This window comes from Pseudomonas sp. HUK17 (assembly GCF_001566765.1).
Genome location: NZ_LSMW01000010.1, coordinates 53,092 through 76,746, shown reverse-complemented (window position 1 = coordinate 76,746; position 23,655 = coordinate 53,092). Strand labels below are relative to the sequence as shown.

The following is a 23,655-nucleotide window of genomic DNA, read 5'->3' as shown; positions in this document are numbered from 1 at the left end:
TCGATGACGCGGGTCAGCGTGTCGTCAAGGGTGGCGCGCAGGAGATTCCGCGTACGCTGCGGGCCAGGAAGTCACCGAGCAGGAGCTGGCAACCGAGGAACTTCACGAGGTCACCCGCTCCGGGCTATCCGCTTGCAGCACGGGGTGGGCTTGTTGAAAGGCGGGGTCAGCTGCGGCCAGGCTCTCCACGCGCAGCAGGCGCGGGTAGACCGACAGGTCCACCTGGAAACGCCGCGCGGCATAGAGCTGAGGCAGCAGATAGACGTCCGCCAGCCCCCGTTCGCCGAAACAGAATCCGCTATCACCGACCTGCGCCTCCACCGCGGCCAGACCTTCACCTATCCAGTGCGAAATCCAGTCTAGGATGGCCGGCTCGTCCAGGCCCAGACCGCGCAGGCGGTTGAGCACCGCGGCATTGTGCAACGGATGGATATCGCAGCCGATCAGCGCGGCGATGCCGCGATGACGAGCACGCAGCAGTGGCTCGGCTGGCAACAGCGGCACCGCCGGATAGCGTTCTTCCAGGTATTCGAGGATGGCGGGTGACTGGCTCAGTACCTCACCGCTGTCGAGGCGCAGGCTGGGCACCCGGCCCTGGGGGTTGAGCGCCCGGTAGGCCGGCTGGTGCTGCTCGCCGTCCAGCAGATTGACCGGTACGGCGCGCCAGTCCAGCCCCTTCAGCGCCAGGGCAAGACGCACCCGGTAGGACGAAGTCGAGCGGTAGTAGGTATAGAGGTCCATCAGGGCTGTCCTGCGGTCGCCGGTCGGCTTCTTATTATGCGTAAGTCAGTTACGTTGAAAGGAATCTGCGCGTGTCCGGCGGGCTTGTCAACGGCGCTCAGGTCGGGAGCCATCCTGCTGACCGCGTCGAAGCCCGCCCTTCCCTAGCCTGCCGGCAGCACCCGTCCGCGGCACTCGCCGAAGCCGATGCCGGGCAATCCAGGCGCCTCGCAGCGGGCCCTGAAGATGACCTCGTCGCCGTCCTCCAGAAAGGTACGGGTCTCACCACCGGGCAGCTGTAGCGGCTGCTTGCCGCCCTGGGTGAGTTCCAGCAGGCTGCCGCAGCTGTCGGCATCCGGACCGGACAGGGTGCCCGATCCAAAGAAGTCGCCCGGCTTGAGGGCGCAGCCGTTGACCGTGTGATGGGTCACCATCTGCGCCACCGTCCAGTACATGTTCAGGGTGTTGCTCAGGGCGACTCGCTGGGCGGGCAGCCCCTGCGCCTCCATGCGCGGCGTACGCAGCAGCACCTCCAGCTCGATATCCAGGGCGCCCTCGGCTTGGTCGTGCTCGTCGAACAGATAGGGCAACGGCTGGGGATCGCCCTCGGGCCGCGCCGGTTGCGCCCGGCGATAGGGTGCCAGGGCTTCCGCCGTGACCACCCAGGGCGACAGGGTGCTGGCGAAGCTCTTCGACAGAAAGGGCCCCAGCGGCTGGTATTCCCAGGCCTGGATATCCCGCGCCGACCAGTCGTTGAGCAGGCAGAAGCCAGCGATATGCGCTGCCGCGTCGCCAATGGCGATGGGCTCGCCCTGGGCATTGCCCGGCCCGATCCAGATGCCCAGCTCCAGCTCGTAGTCCAGCCGGCGGCAGGGTCCGAAGACCGGTACGTCCTGCCCGGGTGGCAGCGTCTGGCCCTTGGGCCGTTTGAAGGCCTCGCCGGAAACCCCGAGCGTCGAGGCGCGACCGTGATAGGCGATGGGCACGTGCTTGTAGTTGGGCAGCAGCGGATTGTCCGGGCGGAACAGTCGGCCGATCTGAGTGGCGTGGTGAATACCCACATAGAAATCGGTGTAGTCGCCGACCCGCGCGGGCAGGTACATCCGGCAGGCACCCTGGGGCACCAGCAGGTGTTCGCCTAATTCCTGCAGGTGCTCGCGTTGCGGATGATCGGCGCGCAGCAGCGCCTGCACGGCCTGGCGTAGGGCGACCCGCGCTTGCGTACCGGCGACGAAGAAGGCATTCAGTGTCGTCTGGCCGGCCAGCTCGGCGGCGCGCTGGGCCTCGCCCTGGAACAGGCCGGCTTCGAGGGCGAAACCGAGATCGAGGATGAAATCACCCACGGCCACGCCCCCGCGGGGCGTCTCCTCGCCACGACTGAATACGCCCAGGGGCAGGTTGTGCAGGGAAAAATCCAGATGGCCGTTGGCCGAGGCCACCCAGCTGTGTAGTTCGTGGGTCATGCCGGTTCTCCCGCGTTGGGCGCGACAAAGGTCTTGGCGAGGCCTGCCCAGCAGGCGTCGTAGTCAGGCTGCAGCAGCGGCGACGCCAGCGCGTGACGGGTCGGCCGCAGGACGCGACCGGTCTCGAACATGAAGGCCATGGTGTTCTCGATCTTGTGCGGCTGCAGGTCGGCGGCGATGGCGTTCTGGGTGGAGACGTGGTCCGGCCCATGGGCGCTCATGCAGCCATGCAGGGAGGCGCCACCCGGCGCGAAGCCATCGGCCTTGGCGTCGTAGGCGCCCTGGATCAGCCCCATGAATTCGTTCATCAGGTTGCGGTGGAACCAGGGCGGGCGGAAGGTGTTTTCCGCCACCATCCAGCGTGGCGGAAAGATCACGAAATCGATGTTGGCCATGCCCTCGATGGCGCCGGGCGCGGTCAGTACGGTAAAGATGGACGGATCCGGATGATCGAAACTGACCGTGCCCAGGGTATTGAAGCGGCGCAGGTCGTATTTGTAGGGCACGTGGTTGCCATGCCAGGCGACCACGTCCAAAGGCGAGTGATCCAACTCGGTTTCCCATAGCTCGCCGAGAAATTTCTGCACCAACCGGGTCGGCGCCGTGACCTCCTCGAAGCGGGCCACGGGCGCCTGGAAGTCCCGCGGATTGGCCAAGCCGTTGCTGCCGATGGGACCCAACTCCGGCAGGCGCAGGGAGCGACCGTGGTTCTCGCAGACATAACCGCGGACCGCTTCGCCCTCCACCAGCTCCACCCGGAATTTCATTCCGCGCGGGATCACCGCCATCTCCAAGGGCTCGATACGCAGCAACCCCAGCTCGGTGAGCAGATCGAGACGGCCCCACTCGGGCACGATCAGCAATTCGCCATCGGCGTCGTAGAACACCCCGGTCATGCTGGCGTTGGCGGCATAGCGATAGAGGCTGACGCCCTCGGCCTGGTCGCCCTCGGCAGTAGCGACGATCCGCTCCAGCCCGGCGAGGAAATCGGTGGGGGCTTCCGGGAGCGGCAAGGGATTCCAGCGCAGGCGATTGGGCGTTGGGCCACCCAGCTCGGCGCCGGTCAACTGGACGACGCTGCGCTGAAAACGGCCGTGAGCGGCCGATGGCCTGAGTCGATACAGCCAGGAGCGCCGCGCCTCGTGGCGCGGCACGGTGAAGGCCGTCCCGGACAGTTGCTCGGCATAGAGCCCGAAGGGCGCCCTTTGCGGCGAATTCTGCCCGATCGGCAACGCGCCCGGCAGCGCTTCGGTACTGAAGTGATTGCCGAAGCCGGACTGATAGGTCACGGGCATGGCTGCTTGTTCTTGTCTGTTCACCTGAGCACCCATTATGCGTAATAGGTTTACGCAAAAAGTAAATTGAACCCAAGGGAGCGTCAAGCTATAACGCTGCCTTTCCCCATGCGATCGAGCAGATGACGAACATCCCAGAAGAAGTTCCCCCACGGCGGCAGAAGGTGCAGGCAGCCGAGGTCGGTACCGACATCCTCAAGGCCCTCGCCGAGCTGGCACCCGCTACCTCCTTGTCACGCTTGGCCAGCCACCTGGACATGCCCGCCAGCAAGGTGCACCGCTATCTGCAGGCCCTGATCGCCAGCGGTTTCGCCGAACAGGATCCGCGCACCAACCATTACGGCCTTGGCCAGGCGGCGCTTTTCGTCGGTCTGGCGGCCTTGGGTCGCCTGGATGTGGTGAAGCTGGCGGCCCCGGTACTGGCCGAGCTGCGCGATGAGGTGGGCGAAACCTGCTTTCTGGCGGTCTGGGGTAACAAGGGGCCGACCGTGGTGCTGGTGGAGCAGGCGGTGCGCGCCGTCACCCTGGTGACCCAGGTTGGCTCGGTGCTGCCGTTGCTGGGCTCCTCCACCGGCCTGGTGTTCAACACCTTCCTGCCAGATGCCGAGACCGCGGCGTTGCGTGAAGAGGAGCTGCGCCAACCGGATGCGCCCGCTGCAGCAACGCTGGAAGAAACCGCACGCCAGCTGCGGGAAATCCTAATCCAACCGGTACACGGCCTGCTGATGGCCGGCGTCAATGCGCTCTCCGCGCCCTTGCTGGGTACCGGTCGCCGGCTGGCTGGGGTGCTGACCGTGGTAGGGGCCGCACCAGGCTTCAAGGCCGAGGTGGAAGGTCCTGCCGCGCTCCGCCTCCACGCCGCTGCCCAGGCCATCAGCAGGCGTCTGGGCGGATAAGACAGACAATCTCAACCAACCGGACCCTGCGTTAAGCGCCGCCAGCGGGCGCGACGCTCCGCCTGATCCTTTCTATACTCCATTCGGCTAAAGGATGACCCAGAATGGCCGTTTGCCATTAAGCTTACTGTTAGCGCGTTTATTATTGGCGCACTGCTTTATGGTGACCCCTTCATGAGTGCTCTTTCCTACCGCGATCGCAACCAGGCTCTCAACGACTCCCTGGACAAATTCTGGCAAGTCGCCAAGCCCGTGGTCCAGGCGGCCATGGTGATTCATGTAGCGTTACTGGTCATTTTCGTCCTGCTCGACCAGATGCTGATGGCCTGGACCAACGTGATCAGCGTAGCGGCCTATGTGGGCTGCCTGATCGCCCTGCGCCAGCGTCGCTATCGCATCGCCAGCCTGACGATGAGCTGCGAGATCGTCGCCCACGCCTGGATCGCCACCTGGCAACTCGGCTGGGACAGTAATTTTCATTACTACGTGCTGTGCATCCTGCCCATCGTCATCTACAACTACCGCACCGCCCCTCTGCGGCATCTGCTGCTGGTCATCGGCATTCTGGTGACCCTGGCGGGTGGCTATCTGCTGCACACACCGGCGACCCTCGCCCCGCTGACGATGAAGCTGTTCGGCACCCTCAACATCATCAGTGCCCTGTTGTTGCTGCTCTACGGCACCGGTGCCTCCTTTCATCACAGCACCAAGATGCAATTGGACCTGCTGCATTCCGCCAGCCACGACAGCCTCACCAATCTCTACAACCGGCGGCGCATTCTCGACCAGGCCGAGAAGCGCAGCGGCGTGAGTGGCAGCCTCATCCTCTTCGACGTCGATCACTTCAAGCACATCAACGATCGCTTCGGCCACGACTGTGGCGACCTGGTGCTGCAACGCATCGCCGACGTCATCCGCTGTGAGGTTCGCCAGTCGGATCTGGCCGCGCGCTGGGGTGGCGAGGAATTCCTGGTACTGCTGCCCAAGGCCCAGAGCGAGGTGGCCTGGGGCGTGGCGGAGCGGATCCGCCAGCGACTGAGCGAGGTGACCCAGTCCCTGGAGCGCGGTCCCGCGCGCGTCACGGCGACCCTGGCCGTGTGCGAGATCCGCGACTGCGAAGCCTTCGCCAGCGCCCTGGAGCGCGCCGACCAGGCGCTCTACCGTGGCAAGCAGGAAGGCCGCGACCGGGTGATGCTGGCGGCCTGAATTCGGGCTCGCCCTAGGCTTAGTACGAGAAGTGCCTGCGCTCGGCGACGTTTCGTACAGAACCTAGACCACGAAGCGCTGCAAGGCAGTGTGCAGATCGGCAGCCAGGGCGGAAAGTTGCTGGCTGCTGGCGCTGGTCTGCTGAGCGCCGGCGGACGTCTGGGTCGCCGCGTCGCGGATCAGCGTCAGATTGCGATCGACCGCCGCGGTGGTGGCGGTCTGCTCTTCGGTGGCCGCGGCGATGGCGTCGTTGCGCTGGCCAATGGCGGTGATGGCCTGGGTGATGCCCTCCAGCACCTGCCAGGTCGCCTGCGCCTGCTCGCGGGTGTGGCTGGCCTGGATCCGGCTCTGGTCGAGGGCGACCACGGTCTTCTCGCTGACCTGCTGCACACCGTCGATCAGGCCCTCGATCTCCCGGGTGGACTCGCCGGTACGCCGCGCCAGGCCACGCACCTCGTCGGCCACCACGGCGAAGCCCCGCCCGGCATCACCCGCACGGGCGGCCTCGATGGCGGCATTGAGCGCCAGCAGGTTGGTCTGCTCCGCCACGTTGCGGATGACGTCGAGCATCTTGCTGATGCCCTTGGACTGCTCGGCCAGGTGATCGGCCTGGGTAGCGGCTTCATCCACGTTACCCACCAATTGAGTGATCGCGACCAGCGTCTGCTGCACCTGCGCCTGCCCCTGCTTGGCCTGATCGACGCAGCGACGCGATTCGGCGGAGGTGGATGTGGCGTGCTCGCACACCGACTGCACCGCCTGATTGAGCAGATTGACCGCATCCGCCGCGTGCTGGATATCGGTCGTCTGCTGCTCCAGGTTTCGGCTGCTCTCATCCATTACCGCGCTCATCTGGGTCGAGGCCGAGGCCAACTGCTCGGAGGCATTGCCGGTATGGGCCAGCACCTCGCGCAGATTGCCTTGCATGCGCTCCAGTGCCAGCAGCAACATGGCCGCCTCGTCGCGTCCTTGTGGCTGGATCTGCTGCCGCAGGTCACCCGCGGCGATGCCGGCGGAGATGTCCAGTGCCTGCCGCAGCGGCTGCACCACGCTCCGGGTCAGCCGCCAGGCCAGCAGCAGCAAGAGGAGAATGGCGCCGCCAATGACCGACCAGACGATGGCGCGGGCCTGAAGGAACTGGGCATTGGCCACCTCCTTGGCCTGGGCGGCGCCTTGCTTGTTCAATTCGCGCAGGAGCTGCACCTGCATGTCCATCAGGTCGCCCTTGAGGCCAACCACGGTATCCAGCTGCATCCGCGCGGCCGGAAGCTGCTGCTGCTCGATCAAACGCACCTCCTCGCGCAGTCCTTCCACGAAAGGCAGGTAGGCCTCGTGCAGGGCCTTGACCGAATCCCGCTCGGTCGCATCGGTAATGACCGGCTCATAGTCGCGGAACAGTTGGTCGGTCTCGTTGACCAGCTGCTCCAGGGTCACTCGGCTCATGGCCACGGCGCCCGGGTCTTCGGCGTTGAGCAGGACCACCGAGGCCTGGTTGCGCAACTTGCCGAGGTTGATCGCCAGGGAATCGGCGATGGCGATGCTCGGCAACCAGTCCTGTTCCATGCTCAGGGCCTGACGACGCAACTGCTGCATTTCCCATAGCGAAAAGCTGCCCAGCCCGGCGAGCAGGACGGCGGCGAAGGTAAAGGAACACAGCATCCGCGGACCGGTCTTTAAGGCTCTCAGCCAGGAACGACGCGACAGACGACGAAATGGAGCGAGGATACGGCGCATGGAAGGTCACTGCAAAAAGACGTTCGAGTCAGCAGTCTAGGCAAGGGAGATGTCGGATTGATTGCAAAATACTGGCGCCAAAAAACAAATCAGACGATTGCGGTGAAGAAGGGTCGCCGCTAAGGTCCGCCTCCTCCTTTCCGGTCGGTGCAGTCCGCCATGTCCGTCGTTTCCGCCAAGGCCTCCACGTCCCACATCCTGCTGCTCGGCGTCGCTCAGATCCTCGTCTGGGGTGGTTCCTTCTTCATTCTGGCCGTGCTCGCCGATCCGGTGGTTCAGGAGACCGGCTGGTCTCGCCAATGGGTCTATGGGGGGCTCTCGCTCGGGGTCCTGGTGTCCGGGTTGCTGGCACCCGCTTGCGGACGCCTGATCGCCCGCCAGGGTGGCCGCACGCTGCTGTCGCTGAGCGGACTGGGCGTTGCCGCCGGCCTGACGCTGATGGCCTGCGCCCAACATCTGCCGGTGTTCCTGCTGGCCTGGGTGGTGATGGGCATCGGCATGGCCGCCGGTCTCTACGATGCACTGTTCGCCACCCTGGGTACCTGCTACGGCGCCCAGGCTCGCTCGGCGATCAGCGGCATCACCCTGGTATCCGGCTTCTGTACCGCCATCACCTGGCCCATCGCGGCCTTCATGGTCAGTCACCTCGGCTGGCGCGGTGCCTGCCTGGCCTATGCGGCCGTTCTCTTGCTGACGATCTGGCCGCTGTACCGGCGCGCCCTGCCCGCGCCAGCCCTCGCCGCCCAGGCACCACGGCCAAGTCAGGTGGCGCCGGAGGTAGCAGTAAACCGTCTGCTCTATACCGTGCTCACGGCGCTCTTCACCCTGGGCGCCGTGCTGATGACGGCCATTTCCATCCAGCTGATCACCCTGCTGCAGGGCCTTGGCTACAGCCTGGCGAGCGCGGTGGCCCTGAGCGCCTGCCTGGGGCCGAGCCAGGTGGCCTCGCGGATCATCGACCTGCTCAATCGCAATGGCCACCCCCTGTGGACGGCCCTCGCCTCGGTGATCTGCACGGCAGTCGGTCTGCTGCTGGTGACCCTGGGGCCGAGCCTCGTCTGGGTGACGGTGGTGGGTCTGGTGATCTTTGGCGCGGGCAATGGCCTCAGGGCGATCATTCGTGGCGCCCTGCCCCTGGCGCTCTGGAGTCCAGCCGAATACGCCACGGTCCTGGGACGCATGGCGCGCCCGGCGCTCTTGGGCCAGGCGGCCACGCCCCTGCTTTGCGGTTATGTGCTGGAGCACCAGGGTCCGCAGGCAGTGCTGGGATTGCTCTGCCTGCTGGCGCTGATCAACGTGGCGCTGGTCGCCTGGTTGTTCAGAACGCTCCTTGGCCGTGGCGCCGCCTAGTCACAGGCGATTTCCAGAGGGACCAGGCGCAGTTTGATACCGGTACGACGCAGGGTAAGGATATCCCCCTCGCGTTGGCCGACCTCGTCGCCCAGGGTGCTGCGCAGCGTTTCGTCGAGCAGCTGCGCATAGGTCCGGGGATCCTCTTCCTGGCAGCTCTTGGCGATGTGCAGCTCGCCCTGCAGCAACTTGCCCGCAGTGCGACCGCTGGTGAGGTCCACGAGCAGGTAATCTTGATCGGGCTGGTAGGTGAAGGTCATGCGAATTCCCCGGCGGCTGTAGCCATGGGAACCGTGTGTCCCCGGTTGGTTCAGGAAGTCGGATTGCCTTCCTCGTCCAGTCGATTGCGCAGCATCACCAGCGTCTCGCGCAAGTCATCCAATCCGGCGTCGCCCAGCGCGCACACTTCCCGAACCCGGCCGTTTACGCCATTGGCCTGCTCCCGCAGCGTGCGACCTGCAGGCGTCAGTTCGATCGACAGATTGCGCTCGTCTTCCGCGCTGCGGCGGCGCGTGACCAGTCCGCCCGCTTCGAGACGCTTGACCACCGGGGTCAGGGCGCCGGAATCCTGTCGCAGACGGTTGGACAGCTCCTTGAGGGTGAGGCCGTCGTGCTCCCAGAGCACCAGCATGATCAGATATTGTGGAAAGGTCAGGCCCATGCTCTCCAGCAGGGGCTTGTAGAGCTGCGTCATCGCCAGCGAAGCCGAATACAGGGAGAAGCACAATTGCTGATCGAGGAGCAGTGGATCTTTGGCTGTCATGGGATTTGCCATTACAAAAAGCGTGAAAGAGTGGAAGGTGCGATCGATCCCAATCCAGGTCAATAGCCCAGATGATAAGGGGTCGGTTGCCGGAAACATCCGGTAACTGGCACTGGATTCCGATGCCACAGGATGCCACAGTGAGCGGCTGGACATAAATAATAAGGGTAATACCTGCATGGCCGTTTCCCCTGCCACGCCAGCCACCGCTGGCGAAACTCCAACCGCCGTTGCCGCAGGCGCTTCGCCGCTGGTAGCAGGAATCTTGGCCTCCTGTGCGCTTGCCCATCTGATCAACGACCTGATCCAGTCCGTACTGCCATCGATCTATCCGATGCTCAAGGACAGCTATGGTCTGACGTTTACCCAGATCGGTCTGATCACCCTGGCCTTCCAGATCACTGCCTCCCTGCTGCAACCCTGGATCGGTTTCCACACCGACCGCCATCCTAAACCCTATCTGCTGCCGGCTGGCATGGTCTGCACCCTGATTGGCGTACTGCTGCTCGCCTTTGTCGGCAGCTTTCCGGCAATCCTGGCTGCGTCGGCGCTGATCGGTGTCGGCTCCTCGACCTTCCATCCCGAAACTTCGCGGGTGGCGCGCCTGGCGTCGGGCGGTCGCTTCGGTCTGGCGCAATCCACCTTCCAGGTCGGCGGCAACGCCGGCACGGCCATCGGCCCGCTGCTGGCCGCAGCCATCGTCATCCCCTACGGCCAGACCCACGTCGCCTGGTTCGCGCTCTTCGCGCTGTTCGCCATCGGCGTGCAATACGGGCTATCGCGCTGGTATCGCAATCACCTGCGCAGCGCCAAGGGTCGCAAAGCGGCCGCGGTCAGCCACGGCCTGTCGCGCGGGCGAGTGACCTTCGCCTTGATCGTGCTGGCCTTGCTGGTGTTCTCCAAGTACATCTACATGGCCAGCATCACCAGCTACTTCACCTTCTACCTGATCGAAAGATTCGGTCTCTCGGTGGCCAGCTCCCAGCTGCACCTCTTTCTCTTCCTGGGTGCAGTCGCGGCGGGCACCTTCTTCGGTGGCCCCATCGGCGATCGCATCGGTCGCAAGGCCGTCATCTGGTTCTCGATCCTGGGTGCGGCGCCCTTCACCCTCGCCCTGCCCTACGTCGATCTGTTCTGGACCAGCGTGCTCAGCGTCATCATCGGCTTCATTCTGGCTTCGGCCTTTTCGGCCATCGTGGTCTACGCCCAGGAACTGGTCCCGGGCAACGTCGGCATGATCGCCGGAATATTCTTTGGCCTGATGTTCGGCTTCAGCGCCATCGCCGCCGCCGGCCTGGGCAATCTGGCAGACCATCGCGGCATCGAGTACGTTTACCAGCTGTGCTCCTACATGCCGCTGCTGGGCATCCTCACCATCCTGCTGCCGTCCACCCGCCGCAAGGCGGTCTGAGGCCCAAGCCACGGGGGCGCAAGGCTCCCGTGGCGAAGCGCTGCGCCACCCGCTACGCTGGCCGCCCCTTGAGCTTTCGCCGAGTCGCGATGAAGAGTCCGCTGCACTACCTGGTCCGTTATCCTTCCGCCAACCTGCTGTTCATCCAGTTGCTCGGCCTGCTGCTCTATCCCTTCGTGGAACAGGAAGAGCATGGTCGCGCCATCATCGGTGCCTTTGGCATCATCGTCCTGGCCACCGCCCTGCGCATGGTCCGACGCAGCCCGACCATCCAATGGCTGGGCTTCATCCTCGCCGGCTGCATCCTGGTGCTCACGGTACTGGTGGAATGGCATGGCAATCGGCACCTGGTGGTGTCCCTGGCCATCCTCGATGCGATCTTCTATTTCTATGCCGCTGGCAGCCTCATCGCCTACATGATGGAGGATCAGCGAGCCACCACCGACGAACTTTTCGCAGTGGGCGCGACTTTCACACTGCTGGCCTGGGCCTTCGCTCACGCCTATTCGGCCTGTCAGATCCTGCAGCCCAACAGTTTTACCGCCGCCAACGATCCTCTCGCCGCCCGCACCTGGACGGAGCTGCTCTACGTCAGCTTCGCCATCCTGTCGGGTGTCGGCCTGAGCGACATCTACCCGATCAAGCCGATGGCGCGCTCGCTGGTCATGCTCGGTCAGTTCTCCGGGGTCATGTATATCGCCCTGGTAGTGACCCGGTTGGTCACCCTGACGGTGCGCAACCGCTAGCCGAATCTCGCCAGGCTGAAGCTGTCCAGATCGATGTCGCTGTGCCCGGTGGTCACGCGCTGGGCAAGCGCCTCGCCCAGCGCGGCCGAATGCTTGAAGCCATGTCCCGAACAGGCGCTGACCACGGTCACGCCCGGCAGCGCGGGATGCTCGTCGACGATGAAACCGAAATCGGGTGTGACGGTGTAGGCGCAGACGGCGCTGCGCACCGTGCGCGCCGAAAGACCGCCGACCCACCTCCCCACTTGATCACTGAACAGCTGGTGCGATTCTTCCGGGTGTAGATTTCGATCAATGCATATAGGGGTGGTATTATCCGTATATTGTTCGGTGGCGACCTTTACGGCGTTCTCGCCGGGCAACGGTGGAAAGCCGTAGAAGAGATCGGCGTCGCCACTGCCGTGGGCCAGGATGAAGCTGGGCGAATCGCTCGGAAACAGCGTGGGGTCGGCCACCTCGAACCAATGCAGGCTCTGGCGGCAAACGCGCAGCAACCGATCGAAAGGCGCTCTCAGCAGTTCAGCGCTCCACATGCCGGCGGCGACGATGACCCGCCTCGCTCGCCAGCTGCCTTCGGCAGAATGCAGTCGCACGCCCTGCCCGTCCGCTTCCAGGCGTTCGATGACCGTATCGGTTTGGATCCGCGCACCCCGCTCCCGAGCCCCGTCCAGCTGCGCCTGAATACAGGCTTCCGGATACAGATAGCCTCCTCCCGGCTCGAAATAGCCGAGGGCATCGTCTGCCACGCGAAATTGCGGGAAACGCTGGCGAATGGCGGTGCCCTCCCAGGCTTCGTGGGGGATGCCGTATTGGCGAGCCAGTTCCAGCGTCGCCCGGGTGAAATCCGGGCGACCGTGATGGGAGGTGGCCGTCGCCGTGGCGGTCATGATCAGCACGCCACATTGCTCGAAGAGGCTGACGCCCCGCTCCGCTTCCAGCTCGCGCCAGAGCTGCTGCGAGCGGAGCGCCAGGGGCACGTAGGCCGCGCCTTCGCCCACCGCCTGGCGGGTAATGCGCGTTGCGCCGTGACTGGAACCCAGGTCGTGGGGTGGCGAATGGCGATCGACGCCCGCGACCTTCACGCCACGCTTGGCCAAGTGGTAGAGCGTGGCCGAACCCATGGCGCCCAGCCCCAGCACGATCACGTCAAAGGTCGAGTCTTGCACGCCTATCTCCTGGGCATCCTGGCAGAGTGGGCACTCTAGCAGAGCTGCCAAGGTCGCAAGGGGCACTGCACCACCCTGTTTTCCACTTGGCACGGTACGAGATAGGCAGGGATCTTTTACAAGGGGGTGGTATTACCAGGAAAGACTGGAAACGCAAGGGCGATCCTCGGTCCCTAGCGGGCGCGCTGAAAGGGGCGCCGTAGGGTGTAACGGTGCATCCACGGCGCGCCAACCAAAACGCCGACCCAGTTCGCGATAACCGGAGAACACGAAATCACCGCTGCGCATCCGGTAGGCACCGCGCCGGGCGCGGTAGACCCGCGGGATGAGATACCAGGGCAAGCCCGGAAGATCGTGGTGAACCAGGTGCAGGGTATTGTTGAGAAACAGCCAGCGCATGGCCCCGCCGCTTTCGTTGAGTACGCAGCGCTGGGCAAGATCCACGGCCCGGCGATGCTCGTAGAAGGATCTGACCAGTGCCAACGCCAGCGCCGGCCAGGCGACCCCTAGCACATAGACGGCGATGGGCATTCCAGACAGCCCGTGGATCGTCAGAAGCAGTCCCGCGCACAGCGCCAGATGCTCCAGCCAGACGCGCAGTACGCCCTGCTCGCCACGCCGCCAGCGACCCCGTTCGTGATCCAGCATGCCGTGCAGCGACAGGACCGGTCCCACCAGGATTCGCCCGATCAGGGTCTTGTCCAGCCAGAGCAAGGCACGCCCGGTCTGTCCTCGCCGCTCCCATAGCTCCCCATCGACATAGCGGCTCTCGGGATCCAGCGCGGGGTCGGTAAGGGTCTCGCGGCGATGGTGGGCCAGGTGGCTATCGCGGTAGAGCGGAAAGGGAAACCAGAGGCCAAGCGGCGGATAGGCCAACAGCGCATTCACGCGGGACCAGCGCGTGGGGTGACCATGGATCAGCTCGTGTTGCAGGGACTGGTGCAGCACCACGACCAGTATCAGCGGCGGCAGTGTCCAGTAGCCGAGCAATGGCCAGGCCCAGATGAGCGTCAGCCAGCTGGCGTAAACGCCAACCACCAGCCCCCAGGTAGGCCACTCGCTGCGGGCGGCAAAGGTACTCAGAAGTAATTTGACCAGGCGGCGATGCCGCGCATCCAGATAGACAGTCACCACGGGGTCCTGATAGCGGATAACAGTGGTGACCCTAGGGACAAACAGTCGAGAAGCCAAATATCGTTAAAGCATTACCTCATGAAGTTGCTCTCGGGCATTCGGTCTAGACAACTCCAGCGCTATTCCAAACGGGTTCCGACACCAACTTTCCATCACTCACTGCTTTATACCCCTGGCTTTAAAAGCCTAAGCTTAGAAGTAAAAAACCCATTAACCGAGTTCAGGTGTTGCCGGAAAGACAGTTATCTGGCGAGACAACTAAGGGCATATCCTTAGCAGCTTTGAAGATTGGCAGCGCTCTCCGCGAGTCTTCTAGACTCGTTGGACTTTCGTTCTGCCAGAAGTGGCCATGCGCTTCTTTATCGATATTTTCCCTAGCACTAAGACCGCGCCCTTTTTCGCGGCGAAGGGTCCTGCGAGCCAGCGGGCCTTCCACCCGCGCCGGGTCAAGGTGCGGCGGGCAGCCGCTCACGGACAGGCCATATCCCCTGGCTGTCGCCCGGTGGCGAGGCTACCGGCGCTGAACGACCTGGTTCATCGCCTGGTCGCGACGATCCTGCTGATCGGTCGCACCAACGCCGCCCACACCGAAATGGCCCGTCTTGGCCTCGCTTGCCCTGAATCCCGCCCGACACGACCACAAGGATCTCCTATCCCATGAGCACCCTCTCCGCAGGCTGGGGAGCCGGCCCTTCCGAACGCCATGCCGAACTCTCAGCGCGCTTCCAGCCGCTGTTCCAGCGCATTCGCGCAGGCGCCATCGAGCGCGAGGTGCAGCGGCGGCTGCCGGTCGAAGAACTGGACTGGCTGAGGGCGGCCGGCTTCACCGCGTTGCGAGTACCGATCGAGCACGGTGGCGCCGGTGTCACGCTGCCAGAGTTGTTCGCCCTGCTCATCGAGCTCGGCGAGGCGGATTCCAATCTGGTCCAGGCGCTGCGCGGTCACATGGGCTTTGTCGAAGGGTTGCTCAACAGCGATGACCAGGCACGCCGCACACGCTGGTTCGCCCGTATTGCCGCCGGCGAAACCCTGGGTCCGGCGTCCAGCGAAGTCGGCGATGCCCGGCGGGCCGAATTCAGCACCCGCTTGCGCCGGGAGGGAGACGTCCTGCTGCTCTCCGGCACCAAGTTCTACACCACCGGGTCGCTCTATGCCGACTGGATCGACGTGGGTGCCACCGACGACGCTGGCGACCGCGTAATGGCCACTGTCCGCCGCGAGACGCCCGGCGTCGAGGTGGTGGACGACTGGAACGGTTTCGGCCAGACCCTGACCGCCAGTGGCACGGCGACCTTCACCAATGTGCGGGTGGAACCCACCGATGTGGTCACCGTGGGCGAGCGCTTCCGCTATTCGCCCGGCTTCTTCCAGGTCTTTCATCTCGCCAATCTGGCGGGCCTGGGCCGGGCCATGAGCAGCGAGGTGGCCGCCGCGGTCGCGGCCCGTACCCGCACCTTCACCATCGGCAACGCCGACCGTGTCAGCCAGGATCCGCAGGTGCTGGCCGTGGTAGGCCAGGTACGCAGCGCCGCCTATTGCGCCGGGGTGATCGCGCTGAAGAATGCCGAGGCATTGCAGCGCGTGCATGACCTCTGGCAGGCGGACGACCAGGCTGCTGAAGACAGCGCCGTGGCACTGGCCGAACTGGAGGTCTGCCAATCGCTCAATGTGGTCACGGATCTGATCATCGACGCCTCCGGCCGCCTGTTCGATGCCTTGGGCGCCTCGGCCACGCTGCGACCCTTGGGACTGGATCGCTTCTGGCGCAATGCCCGCACCCTCGCCTCCCACAATCCGCGCATCTACAAGGATCGTATCGTCGGTGACTTCGCGGTCAACGGCACTCCGCCACCGCCGCAATGGAAGATCGGCGTCGCCTAGGCTGCCGAAGCAGCCGGAAACGGCGACGAGAGCGGCCCTGCCCCGCTGTTCGCCGCCCCCGGCGATGCTTTAAGCTCGCCGGCTTTCTCCCAGGAGCGGTGTCATGGAAAGGTCGCGCAGCAATCGTCAGGCCATGTGGAAGGCTATCAAGGATCCGCGCTTCATCCCTGTCGTCGTGGCGGCGGTGTGCATCGTGCTGTTCTTCGTCCTGGGGCTGGTCGACGTCCTGGGCAACTGATCCCGTCGCTCCCGGTCGCGGCACGCGCCATCACCGCGCCTCGCCGGGGCCACGCGGACGGTCACCCAGAATGGTCGCCCGGTGCATCACGCGACGCTGGGGACGATAGTCGTCACAGGCATAGTGCTGGGTGATGCGATTGTCCCAGAAGGCCAGGTCGCCCACCCGCCATTGCCAGCGCACCTGGAACTCCGGTCGGGCGGCGTGGGCGAACAGCAGCTGCAGCAGCGCATCGCTTTCGGCCTCTTCCAGCTCGTGGATCCGGGTGGTGAAGCCGGCGCTGACGAACAATCCCTTGACCCCGCTTTCCGGATGTACCCGTACCACCGGATGGCGTACCGACGGATTGGCGGCGCGTGCCGCGTTGAAGCTCTGCAGGCCTTCCGCGGTATGGCCGAAGCGTTCCAGTGGAAAGGACTTGCTCAGGTCGTGCCAGGCGCTCAGGCCGTCGAGCAATTCGCGCAGCGGCGCGGACAAGGCCGCATAGGCCGCCGAATTGCTCGCCCAGAGGGTGTCGCCGCCGTACGCCGGCACCTGGCGTGCGCTCAGCAGCGATCCCAGGGGTGGCGTCTGGATGAAGGTGACGTCGGTATGCCAGAGCGCATTGTCCCGCAGATCGTTCAACTCGGTATCCAGCACCAGGATTTCCTGCTGCTCGGGATGCTTGGGATAGATCGGATGGATGTGCAGATCACCGAAATGGGCGGCTACGTCCCGTTGCTGGCGAGGCGTGAGCAACTGGTCACGGAGGAACAGCACCTGGTGCTCCAGCAATCCCCGATGCAGTGCGACATGGCTGGCGGGATCCAGGGCCTCGCGCAAATCCAGGCCATGGACGCGCGCACCCAAGGCAGAGCCGAGACGTTCGAAGGTGATGGCCATCACGAGCTCCTCAGCGCCAACCGGCATAGCGGCGCTGCAGGGCGCGCAAGCCGAGCTCGATGGACAGCGCGATGCTGGCGATCAGCAGGATGCCCACCACCACCACATCGGTGGCCATGAATTGCGCCGCCGATTGCACCATGAAGCCCAGGCCGCGATTGGCGGCGATCAGCTCGGCCGCCACCAGGGTCGACCAGCCCACACCCAGGGCGATACGCAGGCCGGTGAGAATGTCCGGCAAGGCGCTGGGGAGGATGACGTGACGCACCACCTGCCCTCGCGACGCGCCCAGGCAGCGCACTGCCTGGAGACGCGCTCGATCGACCCGCCGCACCCCGCCCACGGTGGCGATCAGCAACGGTGCGAACAGCGCCAGATAGATCAGCAGCACCTTGGACAACTCGCCGATACCGAACCAGATCACCATCAGCGGCAGATAGGCCAGCGGCGGGATCGGTCGATAGAACTCCACCAGCGGATCCAGTGCGGCATTCAGCGTGGGATTGAGGCCCATGGCGATACCCAGGGGCACCGCGGTTAACACGGCTGCCAGTAGCGCAGCCAGGACTCGCAGGAGGCTGGTGCCCAGGTGTTGCCAGAGGCTGGCATCCAGGTAGCCCTCGGCGAGCAGCCCCTGCAGGGCGACCAGCAGTTGCTCGGGCGACGGCAGGAACAGGGTGTCCACCCAGCCCAGATGGGTCGCGCTCCACCAGAGCGTCGCCACGCCGGCCAAGGTGCCCAGCGCTGCCACGCGACGGCGATCCAGGCGCAATCGACGGCGCTCTCGGGAGTCTTGCAGAGTGGAAACGAGGGTGTCAGAGGACATGATCGGGCGACTCCTGCAGAAAGAGGTCGAGCAACTCCTGGCGCAGCTTGGCGAAACGGGGATCGGCCTTGATCTGGCGAACGGGCTCCCCTGCCAGATAACGGCGGGCGAAAGGCACGTCCAGGCGCCGCACGATGCGCGCCGGCGGCCCGTCCAGCACCAGCAGTTCGGTGGCCAGAAACAGCGCCTCATCGACGCTGTGGGTGATGAGGAACAGGCCCTTGCCGGTGCGCTTCCATACCTCCAGCAGCAGCACCTGCATCCGTTCCCGGGTCAGGGCGTCGAGGGCGCCGAAGGGTTCGTCCAGCAGCAGGAAATCCGGATCCACCGCCAGGGCGCGGGCGAGCCCCAGGCGCTGGCGCTGGCCCCCGGACAATTCGCCGATGCCATGGCCGGCATGGTGCGCCAGCCCGACCAGGTCGAGCATCTCGCGGGCCTTGTCCTCTCGTTCACGCCGGCTCAGCCCCCGCAGGCGCAAGCCGAGCGCGACATTGTCGAGGGCATTGAGCCAAGGCATCAGGGCATCGTTCTGGAACACCACGCCGCGCTCGCCGCCCGGTCCCGCCAAGGTACGACCATCGAGCTGCACACGCCCCGCGTCCAGCGATTGGAACCCGGCGAGGACGTTGAGCAGGCTGGATTTACCGCAGCCGGACGGCCCCAGTACCACCAGGGAAGCGCCCTTCTCCACCGCGAGGTCGAGCTGCTGCAAGATCGGTTGACGGCGACCACCGCGGACGAATCCGAGACTGGCCTGTTCTAGGGTGAGTCGACTCATGACCGGCTCCTGTCGGCAGGGAAAAAAAGCCCCTCCAAAGAGGGGCGAGTCGTGGCGTGAAGAAGGGTCGTTACTGGGCCGCGCGGACGTATTCGGCGCTGACATAGGGCGAGTAGTCGTCGAGCACCGTGGGAATGCGCTTCTGTTCCTTGAGGAATTCGGCGGTACGAGCGATGGCCTTGGCCGTGCCACCACCGAGCAGCTCAGGGCTCAGTTGGGCCTCGGCGTCCGGATAACGGGACCCGGCGAGGAGCTCAGGCACATCAGCGGCGTCCGCGCCGGTCAGGCGAGCGATCTTCTTGGCCTGCTCGGACCCGGCGTTCCAGTCCTTGCCGTGGGCCTGATAGTCGGCGAAGGCCTGCAAGGTGACCTTGGCGTACTGGGCGAGGATTTCGGGGTGCTTTTCAGCGAAGTCCTTGCGCGCCACCCAGACCTCGAAGGTCGGTGCCCCCCAGCTGCCTACCTGGGCCGCATCGGCGAGGACCTTGCCGTTCTTCTTGATCTCGCCCAACGCCGGTGACCAGACAAAGGCGCCATCGATGTCGCCCCGGCGCCAGGCCGCGGCGATCTCGGTGGGATTGAGATTGACGATCTTGACCTTGGTCGGGTCCACGCCCCAGTGCTTGAGCGCGCCGAGCAGGCTGTAGTGCGAGGTGGAGACGAAGGGGGTGGCGATGGTCTTGCCAACCAGTTGCTCGGGTTGGTCGATACCGCTGCCATTGCGCACCACCAGGGCTTCGGCGGAATCGATCTGTGCGGCGACGAGGAAGGTCACCAGCGGCAGCTTGCGCGAGGTGGCCGCTGCCAGGGGGCTGGAACCTAGATTGCCGATTTGCACATCCCCCGAAGCCAGTGCGGCGACGACCTCGGGACCATTGTTGAAACGGCGCCAGTCGATCTTCTGACCGACCGCCTTATCGTAGAGGCCATCGGCCTGGGCGACCTTGGATGGATCGACACCGGTCTGGTAGCCCACCACCAGATCGACCGCGGACGCCTGCCCCGCGAGCGCTGCCATGCCTACAGTCAGAACCAGGGATTTGATCAGCGAATTCACAAAGGCCTCCTTGTCGGCAGACGCGCCAAAGCGCGTCCTCGGCATCAACGCGATGCCTGTTGGAGGCCAAGCTAAACGATCTAAAGATCGCTTGATAAATAACTATATGGAATCAGCTTAGGCAGAGAGCCGGAAGGTCATTTACAGGCTGGCAAGGTAACCGTTCCGAACAGCGAGCCGCGGCCTGGAACCAGGCCGCAAGAGACAGGGATCAGCCTTTGCGCTGATTGAGGAAGCGGAAGCAGCCAGCCAGCAGATCGTCGAAGCGCCAGGGCTTGGGCAGATAGTAGATATCGGGGGCGCGTTCGGGCTGGAGTTCTTCGAAATAACCCGAAGAGACGATGATGGGCAGACCCGGCAGCTGCTGCTTGACGCGGCGCGCCAGCTCCAGACCATCGATGGCACCTGGCATGCGGACATCGGTGATCAGCAGATCCGGCGTCGGACGCGCACTCGACAGGTACTCCCAGGCTTGATCCGCGGTACCGAAGGTGCGCACCTGAAAGCCTTCTCCTTCGAGCACCTCTTCCATCAGCCCGAGCAACATGTTCTCGTCTTCGACGACCACTACCACTGGTTTCATAAATCCGCTCGATCTCCGCAGGTCCGCCATCTGACTGGACGTATCTCGTTGGGGCGCGAATTCTACTCCTATCTGGCGTCAGCTGCGCAGTCTCCCCTGAGCTTAGTCGTGTGGTGCGACATCCTGCCTCACTGATTACAAAAAAATTGTCCGGTAACCAAAGCCTTCTATTTAAGGGGTGGTATTACTATAAAGCTTGGTTCCTCCAGGGAACCGTACCGGAGCCCCTCAGTCGGAAAACAGGTATCTCGAAAGGCTCCCTCGCGATTCCGGCGTGTCAGCTTTTCAGGATCACGGGGAGCCGTCTGCCGGAGGAAAATGCGCATGACGGCCATCGATTGGACGGGTTGGCTCAACGCCCCCTGGGTCACCACGCTGATTGCGGCGGCGGTCGCCCTGTTGATCAGTATCATCGCCCTGACGCTGGCATTCGCCGCCATCCGCCGCCTGGCCAGTCCCTTCCTGCTCGCTCGCAACCTGGTCAAGTACGCAGAAAAACCCGCACGCCTCGCCGTACCCTTGGTGGTGCTCCAAGGTGTCTGGAATTCCGCACCCGATGCCCTTCCACTGTTGCGCGCCGTACAGCACGTCACCGGTCTACTGAGCATCGCTGCCTTTACCTGGCTGGGCCTCCGGGCGGTCAAGGCCGTCGGGGCCACAATCGCCCTACGCAATCCGGTGGATGTGGTGGACAACCTGCGGGCCCGCCGGATTCAGACGCAGAACCGGGTGCTGGTACGCAGCCTCAGTTTTATCGTGCTGCTGGTGGGTATCGCCTTGATGCTGATGACCTTTCCGGCGGTGCGCCAAGTAGGTGCGAGCCTGCTCGCCTCCGCCGGTGTCGCCGGCCTGGTGGCGGGCATCGCCGCGCGCCCGGTCCTGGGCAATCTCATCGCCGGCCTGCAGATCGCCGTGACCCAACCGATCCGGCTGGATGACGTGGTCATCGTCGAGGGTGAATGGGGGCGCGTGGAAGAGATCACCGGTACCTATGTGGTGGTACGCATCTGGGACGACCGCCGCCTGGTGGTACCCCTGCAATATTTCATCGAAACCCCCTTCCAGAACTGGACACGCTCGTCGTCCAGTCTCATTGGCTCGGTCTTCATATGGGTTGACTATTCCCTGCCGTTGGCGCCGATCCGCACCGAATTGGAACGCGCCTGTGCCGAAGTGCCCCATTTATGGGACGAGCGTGTCTGCGTGCTGCAGGTGACCGATGCGTCCCATGATTCCATCCAGATCCGGGTGCTGGTGAGCTCGGGTGATTCCTCGAAGAACTGGGACCTGCGCTGCTTTGTGCGGGAACGGCTGATCACCTACATCAATCGCGAATTCCCCCTCTGTCTGCCCAAGCTACGGACTGAACTGGGGCGCCGCGATGCCCTTCCCACGCCGCGATCCGACGAAAGGCAGGAGCCAGTCGTACGCCAGCCAGAAGTCTGATTTTTCGGCCAATTGCAGCGATCAGGCGCCCATAAAGCGGTTCACCTGGCCCTTATTTCTTAGCGCACCAAGAATGAGCGCCACCTTTTGGGCATGTATTTGGCAACGCGAAGCAAGACCGCAACATTCGCGCGGGAAACTTGTGACGTCGTCCGTGAGTCAGTGCGAGAGCAATCTGGAAATCCGCGAAGCAGTTCTCGCCCAAATCCAGACATCTCAGAAGAGGTGACCGGCAAAAAGGCTGTAGCAGCTCGGCTGTAGGCGTTTTTGAACCAGGAGCATCGAGCTTCAGGAAGAAGCAATCAGGTAAACCTCAGTCTCGAACTTGCTGCATTGGGAGCGCACCATGGCAAATGCCGTCGTGGGGAAATTTGGGGCTCTGGAGCCCGTAGAAACTGCCACTCGCACCACCACATCCAGCTCTCCTCGCAAGCGTGTCGAAGAGCCTCAGCTGACGCTGAGCTCCGTTGTCGAAAGCCGCAAGCGCATTCTTTTCGTGACCCCGGAGATTTCCGATTTCGTCAAGGCCGGTGGCCTGGGCGAGGTTTCGGGCGCCCTGCCGCGCGCCCTCGCGGCCTCCCATGATGTCCGGGTGTTGATCCCCGGTTACCGTCAGGTGATGGCTGCGATCAAGGACCGTGTGCAGATGGTCGGCCGCATCGCTGCCCGTGCCGCCATGCCCGCCTGTGACATTGGTCGCGTCAATCTGGACGACGGGCTGGTCGTCTATGTATTGATCTGTCCCGAGCTGTACGAGCGCTCGGGCAACCCCTACGGCGACCTGAACGGCGCCGACTGGGCTGACAACCACATCCGTTTCGGTCGTCTGGCCAGCGCTGCCGCTGACTTCGCCCTGGGCGACGCCTCGATTCGCTGGATACCGGATCTGCTGCACCTCAACGACTGGCAGACCGGCCTCGCCGCCGGCTACCTGCGCTGGAAGGGTGCCAGCACTCCCTGTCTGACCACTATCCATAACCTGGCCTATCAGGGCCTGTTCCCGGCCTCGGTCATGGCCGACCTGGACATTCCGGCCCACGCCTTCCAGATGGAAGGTCTGGAGTTCTGGGGCAAGGTCTCCTTTCTCAAGGCCGGTCTGGTCTATGCGGACCATATCACCACGGTCAGTCACACCTACGCCCAGGAAATCACCACGCCGGAATTCGGCTGTGGCCTGGAAGGCCTGCTGCAGGTCAAGGCGCGGGACGGCAAGCTGACCGGCCTGCTCAACGGCATCGACGATGGCTGGAGCGCTTGCAGCGATCCGCACCTCTGCCAGCAGTTCCACGAATCCGACTGGGACGGCAAGGCGGTCAACGCCGCCCGCATCCGCGAGGAATTCGGCCTCGAGCCGTCCAATGGCCCACTGTTCGCCGTGGTCTCGCGTCTGGTCCAGCAGAAAGGCATCGATCTGACCATCCAGGCCGCCGATCACATTGTCGCCCGCGGTGGCCAGTTGATGATCATCGGTTGCGGCGAGCCGCACATCGAGCGGCAGGTGCGCGCTCTTGCTCTGCGCTATCCAGGTCGTGTCAGCGCCCACATCGGCTTTTGCGAGACGGAAGCCCGACGCATGTATGCAGGCAGCGATTTCCTGCTGATGCCTTCGCGCTTCGAGCCCTGCGGCCTGAGCCAGATGTATGCCCAGCGCTTCGCCTCGCTGCCAATCGCTACCCGTACCGGTGGCCTGGCCGACAGCATCGAAGACGGTACTACCGGCTTCCTGTTCGCCCCGCTGTCGCTGGAAAACTACATCGGTGCGATCGATCGCGCCCTGGGTGTTTTCGAACGCCAGGGCCTGCTGCTGGCCATGCGTCACAGGGCCATGCAAGGGCCGTTCTTCTGGTCCGAATGCGCCAAACCCTATGCCTCGCTGTACCTTGATCTGCTCCAGGCCACCGCTCACCAGGAGCGTCACGTCGGCGTCTGATGTCCGACGTGGCTACCAAGCGCTTTTCCCTGGCCAAAAGGCCGACGAAAAGCGCTCACCCCGCCCAACTTTGAGCAACTCTCACCGGTCATAACAGCAACTGCGGCCAATTGGGCCGCAGTGCCTTTTTTGCCGTCCGGTTTCGGGAGT

22 protein-coding genes are annotated in these 23,655 nt (G+C 64.3%); 9 read left to right on the top strand and 13 right to left on the bottom strand.

Translation table 11 applies throughout. The features are described from left to right. Positions 1–102 precede the first annotated feature (102 nt). The 3 genes from maiA to hmgA all read right to left on the bottom strand — a co-directional run bounded on the left by maiA (position 103) and on the right by hmgA (position 3,478). Positions 103–741 carry a maleylacetoacetate isomerase gene (maiA, locus tag AX284_RS05990; RefSeq protein WP_068384072.1) on the bottom strand — a complete coding sequence of 213 codons (639 nt, stop codon included), beginning with the start codon at positions 739–741 and terminating at the stop codon, positions 103–105. Positions 742–884: 143 nt separating this feature from the next. After that, entirely contained in the window at positions 885–2,183 is a 1,299-nt protein-coding gene (gene fahA / locus AX284_RS05985; protein WP_068384070.1) for a fumarylacetoacetase, read from the bottom strand. After that, complete coding sequence (gene hmgA, locus AX284_RS05980; RefSeq protein WP_068384068.1) at positions 2,180–3,478, bottom strand: homogentisate 1,2-dioxygenase; 1,299 nt, start codon at positions 3,476–3,478, stop codon at positions 2,180–2,182. Before hmgA ends, fahA begins: the two co-directional genes overlap by 4 nt. Before the next feature lie 122 nt (positions 3,479–3,600). Here hmgA and AX284_RS05975 point away from each other — a divergent pair, with 122 nt between their 5' ends. Together AX284_RS05975 and AX284_RS05970 are read left to right on the top strand one after the other, a co-directional pair. Continuing rightward, on the top strand, positions 3,601–4,374 hold the full coding sequence (locus tag AX284_RS05975; protein WP_064308778.1) for an IclR family transcriptional regulator: 774 nt from the start codon (positions 3,601–3,603) through the stop codon (positions 4,372–4,374). A gap of 174 nt (positions 4,375–4,548) precedes the next feature. Further along, positions 4,549–5,580: a GGDEF domain-containing protein gene (locus AX284_RS05970; RefSeq protein WP_068384066.1), complete on the top strand. Its 1,032-nt coding sequence runs from the start codon at positions 4,549–4,551 to the stop codon at positions 5,578–5,580. A gap of 63 nt (positions 5,581–5,643) precedes the next feature. Here AX284_RS05970 and AX284_RS05965 read toward each other — a convergent pair whose 3' ends face one another. Next, the gene (locus tag AX284_RS05965) at positions 5,644–7,314 is read right to left on the bottom strand and encodes a methyl-accepting chemotaxis protein (protein WP_064308779.1); all 1,671 of its coding nucleotides are present in this window, start codon (positions 7,312–7,314) and stop codon (positions 5,644–5,646) included. 159 nt (positions 7,315–7,473) lie between these two features. Between AX284_RS05965 and AX284_RS05960 the strand changes: the two genes are divergently transcribed. After that, entirely contained in the window at positions 7,474–8,664 is a 1,191-nt protein-coding gene (locus AX284_RS05960) for an MFS transporter (RefSeq protein WP_064308780.1), read from the top strand. Here the strand turns inward: AX284_RS05960 and AX284_RS05955 are convergent. Further along, a complete protein-coding gene (locus AX284_RS05955) occupies positions 8,661–8,924 on the bottom strand; it encodes a hypothetical protein (protein ID WP_017639928.1) in 264 nt (87 codons plus the stop codon). The genes AX284_RS05960 and AX284_RS05955 overlap by 4 nt on opposite strands. 50 nt (positions 8,925–8,974) lie before the next feature. Continuing rightward, the gene (locus AX284_RS05950; protein ID WP_017639929.1) at positions 8,975–9,427 is read right to left on the bottom strand and encodes a MarR family winged helix-turn-helix transcriptional regulator; all 453 of its coding nucleotides are present in this window, start codon (positions 9,425–9,427) and stop codon (positions 8,975–8,977) included. A 178-nt stretch (positions 9,428–9,605) separates the two neighbouring features. Between AX284_RS05950 and AX284_RS05945 the strand changes: the two genes are divergently transcribed. Together AX284_RS05945 and AX284_RS05940 are read left to right on the top strand one after the other, a co-directional pair. Then, positions 9,606–10,838, top strand: a complete 1,233-nt coding sequence (locus AX284_RS05945; RefSeq protein WP_064308781.1) for an MFS transporter — start codon at positions 9,606–9,608, stop codon at positions 10,836–10,838. A gap of 89 nt (positions 10,839–10,927) precedes the next feature. Beyond that, the gene (locus AX284_RS05940; protein ID WP_017639931.1) at positions 10,928–11,584 is read left to right on the top strand and encodes an ion channel; all 657 of its coding nucleotides are present in this window, start codon (positions 10,928–10,930) and stop codon (positions 11,582–11,584) included. Here the strand turns inward: AX284_RS05940 and solA are convergent. Beyond that, positions 11,581–12,750 (bottom strand): N-methyl-L-tryptophan oxidase, encoded by a 1,170-nt coding sequence (gene solA / locus AX284_RS05935; RefSeq protein ID WP_082731518.1) that lies wholly within the window; start codon positions 12,748–12,750, stop codon positions 11,581–11,583. The two genes, AX284_RS05940 and solA, sit on opposite strands and share 4 nt — an antisense overlap. Positions 12,751–12,882: 132 nt before the next feature. Further along, positions 12,883–13,881, bottom strand: a complete 999-nt coding sequence (locus AX284_RS05930) for a fatty acid desaturase (RefSeq protein WP_068384064.1) — start codon at positions 13,879–13,881, stop codon at positions 12,883–12,885. A gap of 660 nt (positions 13,882–14,541) precedes the next feature. On the opposite strand from AX284_RS05930, the gene AX284_RS05925 reads away from it, so the two are divergent. Next, positions 14,542–15,765 (top strand): acyl-CoA dehydrogenase family protein, encoded by a 1,224-nt coding sequence (locus tag AX284_RS05925; RefSeq protein ID WP_068384062.1) that lies wholly within the window; start codon positions 14,542–14,544, stop codon positions 15,763–15,765. Between the two features lie 103 nt (positions 15,766–15,868). Next, complete coding sequence (locus AX284_RS12135; RefSeq protein WP_017639934.1) at positions 15,869–16,003, top strand: hypothetical protein; 135 nt, start codon at positions 15,869–15,871, stop codon at positions 16,001–16,003. A 30-nt stretch (positions 16,004–16,033) separates the two neighbouring features. Here AX284_RS12135 and tauD read toward each other — a convergent pair whose 3' ends face one another. The 5 genes from tauD to AX284_RS05900 form a co-directional block, all read right to left on the bottom strand. Continuing rightward, positions 16,034–16,885 carry a taurine dioxygenase gene (tauD, locus tag AX284_RS05920; protein WP_068384061.1) on the bottom strand — a complete coding sequence of 284 codons (852 nt, stop codon included), beginning with the start codon at positions 16,883–16,885 and terminating at the stop codon, positions 16,034–16,036. Between the two features lie 10 nt (positions 16,886–16,895). Then, positions 16,896–17,711 carry a taurine ABC transporter permease TauC gene (tauC, locus tag AX284_RS05915; protein ID WP_026083713.1) on the bottom strand — a complete coding sequence of 272 codons (816 nt, stop codon included), beginning with the start codon at positions 17,709–17,711 and terminating at the stop codon, positions 16,896–16,898. Beyond that, positions 17,701–18,489, bottom strand: a complete 789-nt coding sequence (locus AX284_RS05910) for a taurine ABC transporter ATP-binding protein (protein ID WP_068384059.1) — start codon at positions 18,487–18,489, stop codon at positions 17,701–17,703. The genes tauC and AX284_RS05910 overlap by 11 nt, the downstream gene beginning before the upstream one ends. A 70-nt stretch (positions 18,490–18,559) precedes the next feature. Next, entirely contained in the window at positions 18,560–19,591 is a 1,032-nt protein-coding gene (gene tauA, locus AX284_RS05905; RefSeq protein ID WP_153015322.1) for a taurine ABC transporter substrate-binding protein, read from the bottom strand. 166 nt (positions 19,592–19,757) lie between these two features. After that, positions 19,758–20,129: a response regulator gene (locus AX284_RS05900; protein ID WP_017639939.1), complete on the bottom strand. Its 372-nt coding sequence runs from the start codon at positions 20,127–20,129 to the stop codon at positions 19,758–19,760. A 324-nt stretch (positions 20,130–20,453) separates the two neighbouring features. Here AX284_RS05900 and AX284_RS05895 point away from each other — a divergent pair, with 324 nt between their 5' ends. Both AX284_RS05895 and glgA read left to right on the top strand, forming a co-directional pair. Beyond that, positions 20,454–21,575, top strand: a complete 1,122-nt coding sequence (locus AX284_RS05895; RefSeq protein WP_017639940.1) for a mechanosensitive ion channel family protein — start codon at positions 20,454–20,456, stop codon at positions 21,573–21,575. Positions 21,576–21,921: 346 nt separating this feature from the next. Continuing rightward, entirely contained in the window at positions 21,922–23,505 is a 1,584-nt protein-coding gene (glgA, locus tag AX284_RS05890; RefSeq protein ID WP_068384210.1) for a glycogen synthase GlgA, read from the top strand. Positions 23,506–23,655: the final 150 nt, after the last annotated feature.

What these genes read in the sequence shown, in the direction of transcription:
- tauC (WP_026083713.1), bottom strand. Translation starts at nt 17,711, where the DNA reads ATGTCCTCTGACACCCTCGTTTCCACTCTGCAAGACTCCCGAGAGCGC.
- AX284_RS05955 (WP_017639928.1), bottom strand. Translation starts at nt 8,924, where the DNA reads ATGACCTTCACCTACCAGCCCGATCAAGATTACCTGCTCGTGGACCTC.
- AX284_RS05940 (WP_017639931.1), top strand. Translation starts at nt 10,928, where the DNA reads ATGAAGAGTCCGCTGCACTACCTGGTCCGTTATCCTTCCGCCAACCTG.
- AX284_RS05950 (WP_017639929.1), bottom strand. Translation starts at nt 9,427, where the DNA reads ATGACAGCCAAAGATCCACTGCTCCTCGATCAGCAATTGTGCTTCTCC.
- maiA (WP_068384072.1), bottom strand. Translation starts at nt 741, where the DNA reads ATGGACCTCTATACCTACTACCGCTCGACTTCGTCCTACCGGGTGCGT.
- AX284_RS05910 (WP_068384059.1), bottom strand. Translation starts at nt 18,489, where the DNA reads ATGAGTCGACTCACCCTAGAACAGGCCAGTCTCGGATTCGTCCGCGGT.
- AX284_RS05970 (WP_068384066.1), top strand. Translation starts at nt 4,549, where the DNA reads ATGAGTGCTCTTTCCTACCGCGATCGCAACCAGGCTCTCAACGACTCC.
- AX284_RS05975 (WP_064308778.1), top strand. Translation starts at nt 3,601, where the DNA reads ATGACGAACATCCCAGAAGAAGTTCCCCCACGGCGGCAGAAGGTGCAG.
- AX284_RS05960 (WP_064308780.1), top strand. Translation starts at nt 7,474, where the DNA reads ATGTCCGTCGTTTCCGCCAAGGCCTCCACGTCCCACATCCTGCTGCTC.
- glgA (WP_068384210.1), top strand. Translation starts at nt 21,922, where the DNA reads ATGGCAAATGCCGTCGTGGGGAAATTTGGGGCTCTGGAGCCCGTAGAA.
- AX284_RS12135 (WP_017639934.1), top strand. Translation starts at nt 15,869, where the DNA reads ATGGAAAGGTCGCGCAGCAATCGTCAGGCCATGTGGAAGGCTATCAAG.
- AX284_RS05895 (WP_017639940.1), top strand. Translation starts at nt 20,454, where the DNA reads ATGACGGCCATCGATTGGACGGGTTGGCTCAACGCCCCCTGGGTCACC.
- tauD (WP_068384061.1), bottom strand. Translation starts at nt 16,885, where the DNA reads ATGGCCATCACCTTCGAACGTCTCGGCTCTGCCTTGGGTGCGCGCGTC.
- AX284_RS05965 (WP_064308779.1), bottom strand. Translation starts at nt 7,314, where the DNA reads ATGCGCCGTATCCTCGCTCCATTTCGTCGTCTGTCGCGTCGTTCCTGG.
- hmgA (WP_068384068.1), bottom strand. Translation starts at nt 3,478, where the DNA reads ATGCCCGTGACCTATCAGTCCGGCTTCGGCAATCACTTCAGTACCGAA.
- AX284_RS05925 (WP_068384062.1), top strand. Translation starts at nt 14,542, where the DNA reads ATGAGCACCCTCTCCGCAGGCTGGGGAGCCGGCCCTTCCGAACGCCAT.
- AX284_RS05945 (WP_064308781.1), top strand. Translation starts at nt 9,606, where the DNA reads ATGGCCGTTTCCCCTGCCACGCCAGCCACCGCTGGCGAAACTCCAACC.
- tauA (WP_153015322.1), bottom strand. Translation starts at nt 19,591, where the DNA reads ATGCCGAGGACGCGCTTTGGCGCGTCTGCCGACAAGGAGGCCTTTGTG.
- AX284_RS05900 (WP_017639939.1), bottom strand. Translation starts at nt 20,129, where the DNA reads ATGAAACCAGTGGTAGTGGTCGTCGAAGACGAGAACATGTTGCTCGGG.
- fahA (WP_068384070.1), bottom strand. Translation starts at nt 2,183, where the DNA reads ATGACCCACGAACTACACAGCTGGGTGGCCTCGGCCAACGGCCATCTG.